We start from the raw sequence: 7,580 nt of genomic DNA, 5'->3' as shown, positions 1-7,580 counted from the left end.
TGTCGTCGGCGGTCGCCGGGGAGGCGGGCCGAGGCGCGGCGGTGTTGCCGGTCCAGGCGCCGAGGGTGTCCCCGAGGACGGACGTGAGGTCGATCCCGGTCAGGTCGCCGACGACGACGGCGGTGGCGGTGGCGGGGCGGACATGGCCCTCGTAGAAGGCGCGAACGGCCGCGGCGTCGATGCGCTCGACCGTCTCCTCGGTGCCCTGCCGCGGCCGGGACATCCGGGAGTTGGCCGGGAACAGCTCCTTGGAGAGCTCCTTGGCCGCGCGGCGGGCAGGGTTGGCCTGCTCGTGCGGGATCTCGTCGAGCCGGTTGCGGACCAGCCGCTCGATCTCGCCGTCGGGGAACGCAGGGGCGCGCAGGGCGTCGGCCAGCAGTCCGAGGGCCTTGGCCAGCCGGGAGGCGGGGACCTCCAGGGAGACGCGGACGCCCGGGTGGTCGGCGTGCGCGTCGAGGGTGGCGCCGCAGCGCTCGAGCTCCGCGGCGAAGTCCTCCGCGGTGTGCTTGTCGGTGCCCTCGGACAGCGCCCGCGCCATGATCGTGGCGACGCCGTCCAGTCCGGTGGGCTCGGCGTCCAGCGGTGCGTCGAGGTTCACGTCGACCGCGACGACCTGCTGGCCGGGGCGGTGACAGTGCAGCACGGTCAGGCCGTTGGGGAGCGTGGCGCGCTCGGGGGCCGGAAAGGCCCACGGCCTGGCGGCACCGCCCTGCGGCTGCGGGTGGAAGTCCATCTGTCCTGTGGGGATGGCGTCGCTCACTGAGCCGCCTCCTGTCCTGCGTTGTCGTCGGCGGCATGGCTGTCGGCGGATGCGTCGGCGGCGGTGTCCCCGCTCGCGGCGGGTCCGGTCGGCTCGTAGACCAGGACCGCACGGTTGTCGGGGCGCAGCCGGGCGGCGGCAATGGCCTTGACCTCCTCGGCGGTGATCTCCAGCAGGCGGTCGACGGCGGTCAGCGCCAGCTTCGGGTCGCCGAACAGGACCGCGTAGCGGCAGAGCTGGTCGGCGCGGCCGCCCACGGTGGCGAGCTGGTCCAGCCACTCGCGCTCCAGCTGCGCCTGGGCCCGCTCCATCTCCTCCGGCGTCGGCCCCTCCTCGGCGAAGCGCGCCAGCTCCTGGTCGACCGCGGCCTCGATGTCCGGGACCTCGACGCCGCCGGAGGTCTTCACGTCCAGCCAGCCGAGCGAGGGCGCGCCGGCCAGCCGCAGCAGGCCGAAGCCCGCGGCGACGGCCGTACGGTCGCGGCGCACCAGGCGGTTGTGGAGGCGGGAGGACTCCCCGCCGCCGAGCACGGTGAGAGCGAGGTCTGCGGCGTCCGCCTCGCGGGTGCCGTCGTGCGGCAGGCGGTACGCCGACATCAGGGCGCGGGCCGGGACCTCTTCCTCGACGACCTCGCGGAGCTGCTCTCCGATGGTCTCCGGAAGGGTGCCGTCACGCGGTTCGGGCTTGCCGTCGTGGGCGGGGATGGTGCCGAAGTACTTCTCGATCCAGGCCAGGGTCCGGTCGGGGTCGATGTCGCCGACGACCGAGAGCACCGCGTTGTTGGGTGCGTAGTAGGTGCGGAAGAAGGCGCGCGCGTCCTCCAGGGAGGCGGCGTCCAGGTCGGCCATGGAGCCGATCGGGGTGTGGTGGTAGGGGTGGCCCTCGGGGTAGACCATCGCCGTGAGCTTCTCGAAGGCGGTGCCGTAGGGGACGTTGTCGTAGCGCTGGCGGCGCTCGTTCTTCACGACGTCCCGCTGGTTCTCCAGCCCGTCCTCGTCGAGCGCTGCGAGCAGGCTGCCCATGCGGTCGGCCTCCAGCCAGAGGGCGAGCTCGAGCTGGTGCGCGGGCATGGTCTCGAAGTAGTTGGTGCGCTCGAAGCTGGTGGTGCCGTTCAGGGAGCCGCCCGCGCCCTGCACGAGCTCGAAGTGGCCGTTGCCCTTGACCTGGGCGGAGCCCTGGAACATGAGGTGCTCGAAGAGGTGGGCCAGGCCGGTACGGCCCTTGACCTCGTGGCGGGAGCCGACGTCGTACCAGAGGCAGACCGCGGCGACCGGGGTCAGGTGGTCCTCGGAGAGCACCACGCGCAGGCCGTTCGCCAGGCGGTGCTCTGTCGCTGTCAGGCCGCCGGAGCCGGCCTGTTGCGTGGCCGTGTGACCCATGGGCATGTACGTCCCTTCGATCGCTGTGAGTCGAGGTGGGTGGGGCAGTCCTGCCACTGTATGCAAGCGCGCTGCCACCTGGCGAAGTTCCGGAACGGCGGGCCGAAGCCCGGCGATCCCGCACCCCGTGCCCGGGAAGGATGCCACCATTGGTCCGGTCATGCCTGCCGGCCGGTCCGCGGTGCGGCGGCTGCGGCGTGATCGGGCGCTTCCCGGCGGTACCGGCCGTCGGTGACTCCTCGCCGAAACCGATCGCGGGCCCTGGGGGCAGGCCCCGACCGGGTCGTGGGCGGCGTTGTCGGCGGGTGGGTCCACAATGGTCGGCGTCAGGAACGTCGGAACACCCCGCTCAGGCAGTTCTAAGGAGCAGCAGCCGCGATGGCCCGCCGCAGTACGAAGACCCCGCCGCCGGACGACTTCGAGGAGCGCATCCTCGACATCGACGTCGTCGACGAGATGCAGGGCTCCTTCCTCGAGTACGCCTACTCGGTCATCTACTCGCGCGCGCTTCCCGACGCCCGCGACGGCATGAAGCCGGTGCACCGCCGCATCGTCTACCAGATGAACGAGATGGGCCTGCGCCCCGACCGCGGTTACGTGAAGTGCGCGCGCGTCGTCGGTGAGGTGATGGGAAAGCTGCACCCGCACGGTGACGCGTCCATCTACGACGCCCTGGTCCGCATGGCGCAGTCGTTCTCGATGCGGCTGCCGCTGGTCGACGGCCACGGAAACTTCGGCTCGCTGGGCAACGACGACCCGCCCGCCGCGATGCGGTACACCGAGTGCCGGATGGCCTCGGCGACCTCCCTGATGACGGAGTCCATCGACGAGAACACCGTCGACTTCACGCCCAACTACGACGGGCAGGAGCGCGAGCCGGTCGCGCTCCCGGCCGCGTACCCCAACCTCCTGGTCAACGGCGCGTCCGGGATCGCCGTGGGCATGGCCACCAATATGGCGCCGCACAACCTCGGCGAGGTCATCGCCGCCGCCCGCCATCTGATCCGGCATCCCAATGCCGACCTCGAGACCCTGATGAAGCACGTCCCCGGACCGGACCTGCCGACCGGCGGGCTCATCACGGGGCTGAGCGGGATCCGCGACGCCTACGAGACGGGGCGCGGCAGCTTCAAGATCCGCGCCACGGTGGCGGTGGAGAGCGTGACCGCCCGCCGCAAGGGCCTGGTGGTGACCGAGCTGCCCTTCACGGTCGGGCCCGAGAAGGTCATCTCCAAGATCAAGGACTTGGTCAACGCGAAGAAGCTGCAGGGCATCGCGGACGTCAAGGACCTCACCGACCGTGCGCACGGACTGCGCCTGGTCATCGAGATCAAGAACGGCTTCGTACCCGAGGCCGTGCTGGAGCAGCTCTACAAGCTGACGCCGATGGAGGAGTCCTTCGGCATCAACAACGTGGCGCTGGTGGACGGTCAGCCGCTCACCCTGGGCCTGAAGGAGCTGCTCGAGGTCTATCTGGACCACCGGTTCGACGTGGTCCGCCGGCGCAGCGAGTTCCGCCGCGGCAAGCGGCGTGACCGGCTGCATCTGGTCGAGGGCCTGCTGATCGCCCTGATCGACATCGACGAGGTCATCAGGATCATCCGGTCGAGTGAGAACTCCGCAGAGGCGAAGGAGAGCCTGATGGCGCGCTTCTCGCTGAGCGAGGTCCAGACGCAGTACATCCTCGACACCCCGCTGCGCCGCCTGACGAAGTTCGACCGGCTCGAGCTGGAGGCCGAGCGGGACCGGCTGGGCGTGGAGATCGAGGAGCTGACCCGGATCCTGGAATCCGACCAGGAGCTGCGCAAGCTGGTGTCCGGTGAACTGGCGCAGGTGGCCAAGAAGTTCGGGACGCCGCGCCGCACGGTCCTGCTGGAGTCCTCGAACGCCCCGGTCACCGCCGTACCGCTGCAGGTCGCGGACGACCCGTGCCGCGTGCTGCTGTCCTCGACGGGTCTCCTGGCCCGTACGGCCAACGGCGAGCCGTTCGGCCCGCAGGAGACCAAGCGCGCCAAGCACGATGTGATCGTCTCGGCGGTCCCGGCGACGGCGCGCGGTGAGGTCGGCGCGGTGACCTCGCAAGGCCGTCTGCTCCGGCTGTCGGTGATCGACCTTCCGATGCTGCCCGAGTCGGCCAGCACGCCGAATCTCGCGGGCGGCGCTCCGCTCGCCGAGTTCGTGAGCCTGGAGCCGGACGAGACGGTGGTCTGCCTGACCACGCTGGACGAGTCCTCGCCGGGCCTGGCGATCGGCACCGAGCAGGGTGTGGTCAAGCGCGTGGTGCCCGACTACCCGTCCCACAAGGACGAGTTGGAGGTCATCTCCCTCAGGGAGGGCGACCGGATCGTCGGCGCGGTCGAGCTGCGCACGGGCGAGGAGGACCTGGTCTTCATCACCGACGACGCCCAGATGCTGCGCTACCAGGCCTCGCAGGTACGGCCGCAGGGCCGCCCGGCGGGCGGCATGGCGGGCATCAAGTTGGGTGCGGGCGCGAAGGTGATCTCGTTCACCGCGGTCGATCCGGCGTCCGACGCCGCGGTGTTCACGGTCGCGGGCGCGCAGGGCACTCTGGACGGCACCGCGCAGGGCACCGCGAAGCTGACGGTGTTCGACCAGTACCCGCGCAAGGGCCGGGCGACCGGGGGCGTACGCTGCCACCGGTTCCTCAAGGGCGAGGACGCCTTGGTCCTCGCATGGGCCGGCGCGGTTCCGGCTCGCGCCGCGACGGCTGCGGGCGCTCCGGCGGTCCTGCCGGAGCCCGACCCGCGCCGCGACGGTTCGGGCGTGCCGCTTGCGAAGGCGGTCGCGGTGGTGGCGGGGCCGGTGTGACATAGGCCCGGGGCCTGTCCGGCCAGGCGTGCCGGACAGGCCCGCGGCGCCCGGTGCTCGGGCTCCCGCGCGAGTGGACCGCGTGCCCGCACAGCGACCGTCGGCACTGCCGACCGAACGTCGGTGAAGAACCGCTCCAGCACGAGATCCGTTCCCGTCGTCCCCGTACCGGGCTCCTCGCACAGGGCCGCGCCCCGCCCCGGAGGTTCCGCATGAGCACGACCTGCGTCAGGAGGTCGGACGTTGGGGTGCGGTCTGGTCCTGTGTGTAGCGCAGGACGCCCCACATGCTCTCGGGACCGGCCTGTTCCTGGCCGGTCCCGACGCATGTGGTCAGCCGATCCTGGAGGGCGGCGGCGTCGATGCCGGTGCCGATCATCACGAGCTGGTTGGTGCGTTCCTCGCCCCGCTCCCACGGCGAGGGGTAGAAGCGGAGGAAGTCGCCCACGGTGTGCACGGCGAACTTCTGCCGGTGGCCGTCGACGCCGAAGTGGACGAACCCCTTGATGCGGTACAGCCCTTCGGGCCGCCTATCGAGGAACTCCATGAAGCGGCGCGGGTCCAGGGGGTCGCCGCACGTGAAGGACACGCTCTCGTAGGCGGCGTGGAGATGTCGACCGGGGCCCCCGCAACCGTCGTCCTCTCCGTGACCGCCAGCGCACCCGGAGCCGTGGGCGGCGCAGTCGTGGCCGCCGTCCTCGGCGGCCAGGATCTCCGCGTAAAGGTCCTCGAACGAGAGCTGCCGCGCCCCCGCCCCGTCGTCGCCCCTTTCCCGCCGGTCGAAGAACAGCTCCGGGTCGACCCGGCCGTACGAGGCGTGGACGACGGGCCGCCCGGGACTGAGCGTCCGCAGCAGTTCCAGGATCGCGGACCGTCCGTCCTCCCCCACCCGGTCGGCCTTGTTGAGGACGACGAGGTCGGCGACGCGGAGGTGGCGGTCGACTTCCGGATGCCGCTCCCGGGTCGCCGTGAACTCCGCGGCGTCGACGACCTCGACCAGTCCGCCGTAGACGATGCGCCGGTTCTCGCTGGAGAGGATCAGCCGGATCATCTCCTCCGGCTCGGCCAGGCCGCTCGCCTCGATGACGATGACGTCGATCCGTGCCGAGGGACGGGTGAGACGCTCCAGCATCTCGTCCATGTCGGTGGTGTCGACGGCACAGCACAGGCAGCCGTTGCCCAGCGACAGCATCGAGTCGACCTGTCCCGCCACCGTCATGGCATCGATCTCGATGCTGCCGAAGTCGTTGACGATCGCCCCGATACGGCTGCCCCCGCTGTGCCGCAACAGATGATTGAGCAGGGTGGTCTTCCCCGATCCCAGAAAGCCTGCGAGGACGATGACGGGGATCTGCTGCGTGACCACGTCCCGATCGTAGCCGGGCCGTGGGGAGGGTCAGGCCGCCGGGACCGGCTGGGCGGGGGGCGGGCCGACGTAACGCGCCGCGGGACGGATGATCTTGCTGTCCTGGGCCTGCTCCAGGATGTTGGCGCTCCAGCCGACGGCGCGTGCCGCGGCGAACGTCGGGGTGAACATCTCCCGCGGAATGCCGCAGAGTTCCATCACCACGCCCGCGTGGAACTCCACATTGGTGTGCAGTTCACGGCCCGGCTTGAGCTCGGCGAGGACCGCCTCGACCCGCTCCTCGACCTGGACCGCGAACTCCACCAGCGGGCCGCCGAATTCCTCCGCGATGGAGCGCAACATACGCGAACGGGGGTCCTCGGTGCGGTACACGGGGTGCCCGAATCCCATGATCCGCTCCCCCGCCAGCACCCGTTCCCGGATCCATGGGTCGATGCGTTCGGGCGTCCCGATGGCGTCGAGTGTGTCGAGGGCGCGGCTCGGCGCACCGCCGTGCAGCGGGCCCGACAGGGCACCGACGGCGCCCACGAGACAGGCGGCCAGGTCGGCTCCGGTCGAGGCGATGACGCGGGCGGTGAAGGTGGAAGCGTTGAAGCCGTGGTCGACGGTGGAGACGAGGTAGTGCTCGACGGCACGGACGCGGATCGGGTCGGGGTCCGAACCGTCCAGCATCCAGAGGTAGTTGGCGGCGTACGGCAGGTCGTCCCGTGGGGCGATGGGCTCCTCGCCCCGGCCGAGCCGGTGCAGCGCGGTGAGCAGCGTGGGTACGGCGGCGCAGGCGGCGAGCGCGTCGTCGCGCCGCCCGTCGGGCCCGGTGTCGTACAGCGGACGGAAGCCGGACGAGGCACCGAGCAGGGACAGCGCGGTGCGCAGGCCGGCCAGGGGTCCCGAGGCGGCGCCGGCGCGGGCGATCGCGGGAAGGGCGGCGGCGACGTCCGGGGGCAGATGGCGCAGTGCCGCGGTCCGTTCACGGAAGGCGGCGCGAGCGGCGGGGCCAGGGAGCGTGCCGTGGAACATCAGGTGCCACACGTCCTCGAACGTGCGTGTGCGGGCGAGTTCGACGGCCGAATACTGGCGGTAGTGGTAGAAGCCCTCGCTTCCCCGGACGTCCCCGAGCGCAGTGTCGGTGACGACGACTCCCTTGAGTCCGCGTGGCACGCCGACGGCGGCCTCGGGCGGGATGGTCTCCATCGTGTTCCTCCCAGAAGTATTGATTCGACTGTCCATCCTTGATGGAATTGATGTCA

Annotated in this window: 5 protein-coding genes; 1 reads left to right on the top strand and 4 read right to left on the bottom strand. The window is 71.2% G+C overall.

The window, feature by feature from the left end:
* Together AB0M26_RS21400 and AB0M26_RS21395 are read right to left on the bottom strand one after the other, a co-directional pair.
* Window positions 1-733, bottom strand: a 733-nt coding sequence (locus tag AB0M26_RS21400) for a pitrilysin family protein (RefSeq protein WP_365263401.1), incomplete at its 3' end; no start/stop codon positions are given.
* A gap of 23 nt (window positions 734-756) precedes the next feature.
* Entirely contained in the window at window positions 757-2,145 is a 1,389-nt protein-coding gene (locus AB0M26_RS21395) for a pitrilysin family protein (RefSeq protein ID WP_365263394.1), read from the bottom strand.
* Between the two features lie 372 nt (window positions 2,146-2,517).
* On the opposite strand from AB0M26_RS21395, the gene AB0M26_RS21390 reads away from it, so the two are divergent.
* The gene (locus tag AB0M26_RS21390) at window positions 2,518-4,968 is read left to right on the top strand and encodes a DNA topoisomerase IV subunit A (protein WP_365263393.1); all 2,451 of its coding nucleotides are present in this window, start codon (window positions 2,518-2,520) and stop codon (window positions 4,966-4,968) included.
* A 228-nt stretch (window positions 4,969-5,196) separates the two neighbouring features.
* Here the strand turns inward: AB0M26_RS21390 and AB0M26_RS21385 are convergent, their stop codons facing one another.
* On the bottom strand, window positions 5,197-6,333 hold the full coding sequence (locus AB0M26_RS21385; RefSeq protein WP_365263392.1) for a CobW family GTP-binding protein: 1,137 nt from the start codon (window positions 6,331-6,333) through the stop codon (window positions 5,197-5,199).
* A 30-nt stretch (window positions 6,334-6,363) separates the two neighbouring features.
* Window positions 6,364-7,524, bottom strand: coding sequence for a citrate synthase/methylcitrate synthase (locus AB0M26_RS21380; protein ID WP_365263391.1), 1,161 nt, complete (start codon window positions 7,522-7,524; stop codon window positions 6,364-6,366).
* Between the last annotated feature and the right edge of the window lie 56 nt (window positions 7,525-7,580).

It is taken from the genome of Streptomyces sp. NPDC051776, assembly GCF_040681345.1.
Taxonomy (GTDB): domain Bacteria; phylum Actinomycetota; class Actinomycetes; order Streptomycetales; family Streptomycetaceae; genus Streptomyces.
The sequence above is the reverse complement of the archived record's forward strand: the minus strand, read 5'-3'. Positions and strand labels throughout refer to the sequence as shown.